At 74.2% G+C, this 1,896-nt stretch carries 1 protein-coding gene; it reads left to right on the top strand.

Going from position 1 to position 1,896, the window contains the following annotated elements; translation table 11 throughout:
* Window positions 1-1,896, top strand: a 1,896-nt coding sequence (locus PROKR_RS12910) for a polysaccharide lyase 8 family protein (RefSeq protein WP_051432944.1), incomplete at both ends; no start/stop codon positions are given.

The raw sequence follows: 1,896 nt of genomic DNA, 5'->3' as shown, positions 1-1,896 counted from the left end.
GTCCGCCGCGTGGACCGCGCGGCGACCACCGTGCTGGCCACGCTCGACCGGTCCGCGGGGCGTACGGCCCTGTGGGCCGACCTCGCCGACCGCACCAGGTCGACCAACGTGACGACCGCCTTCAAGCGGCTGCGCTCGATCGCCGTCGCGTGGGCCACTCCGGGCACCTCGGTCGCGGGCGACGCCGCGGTGGCCGACGCCGTGGCCGACGGGCTCGACTGGATGCACACGAACATCTACGGTCCCGGCCTGGCGCGGTTCGACAACGACTGGGACTGGGAGATCGGCTCCGCCTCGGCCCTGGCCGACACCCTCGTGGTGCTGCGCGAGCACCTCGGCGCCGGCCTCGCCCGGTCCACGGCCGCGATCCACCACTACACGCCCGACCCCAACCTGTGGCGCGCCGACCGGCAGATCGCCACGGGCGCCAACCGCGTGTGGATCGCCACGGTGGTCGCCGTCCGCGCCGCGCTCGACGGCGACGGCGACGCGCTGCTGCGGGTCCGCGACGCCCTGAGCGACGTCGACGGCGGTGGCGCCAACAGCGTGCTCGCCTTCGTGGACGACACCGCCGCGGCGGGCACGGGGGAGGGGTTCTTCCGCGACGGGTCGTTCCTGCAGCACTGGAAGCACCCGTACAACGGCGGCTACGGCAAGGAGCTGCTCGGCACCCTGTCCTCGCTGCTGCACCTGCTGGGCGACTCGCCGTGGCAGGTCACCGACCCTGCCCTGGACAACGTCTACGCCTGGGTGACCGACGCGTTCGACCCCCTCATGGCGCGCGGCGACATGGTCGCCTCGGTCTGCGGGCGCGAGATCGCGCGGTCGAGCAAGCAGGGCCACGCCTCCACCCAGACGGTGGTCGAGGGCACGCTCCGGCTCATCCCGTCGGCCCCGGCCGTCCAGGCGGCGACCCTGACGGCGCTGGTGGCGCAGTGGATCGCCGAGGACACCTACCGCGACTTCCTGGCGGGCACGACGCCCGCCTCCGTCGTCGCGGCCAAGGCACTGCTGGCTGCCGGGCCCACCCCGCGCGGGCCGCTCGTGGCGCACCGCCAGTACCCGGCCATGGACAAGGTGGTGCACCACCGCCCCGGCTTCGCCGTGAGCGTCAGCGCCTACTCGGCCCGCGTGTACAACTACGAGTCGATCCAGAACGAGAACCTGCACGGCTGGCACCTCTCGGACGGCATGGTGCTGCTCTACACGGACGACCTGGGGCACTACAGCGAGGACTACTGGCCCACCGTCGACCCCTACCGGCTGCCCGGCACGACCGTGGACACGGCGCGCCGCGCGGACGGCGAGGGGCATCGCAGCACGAACGACGCGACCTGGGTGGGTGGCGCCGCACTGCCCGGCACCACCCTGGGCAGCTACGGGCAGGACCTGCGCGCCCAGGGCTCGGACCTGCGGGCGCTGAAGAGCTGGTTCCTCATCGACGACACCGTGGTCTGCCTCGGTTCCGGCGTCACCGCGCCCGGCGCCGCGGGCGTCGAGACCGTGGTGGAGAACCGCAAGGTGCGCGACGGCGCCGCCTTCGTGGTCGACGGCGTGGACCAGCGCGTCACGCCCGGCTGGTCCGCCGTCGCCGACGGCGTGCGCTGGTGCCACCTGGCAGGAACCGCCGGCTACGTCTTCCCCGGCGGCGCGCGCCTGCACGCCCTGCGCGAGGACCGCACCCACACCTGGCGCGAGATCAACGTCAAGTACGGCACCGACACCCCCGTCACCCGACCGTACCTGACGGCCTGGCTCGACCACGGCGCCGCGCCCGCCGACGCCGGCTACGCCTACGTGCTGCTGCCCGGCGCGAGCCCGGCCGAGACGCGCGCCTTCTCCGAGGCGTGCGGTACGACGGCGGGGCTGCGCGTGCTCGCGCGCGACCAGGCCGTG

The sequence above is a fragment of the Promicromonospora kroppenstedtii DSM 19349 genome (assembly GCF_000515355.1).
GTDB lineage: Bacteria > Actinomycetota > Actinomycetes > Actinomycetales > Cellulomonadaceae > Promicromonospora > Promicromonospora kroppenstedtii.
This window is presented reverse-complemented; position numbering and strand designations above follow the sequence as displayed.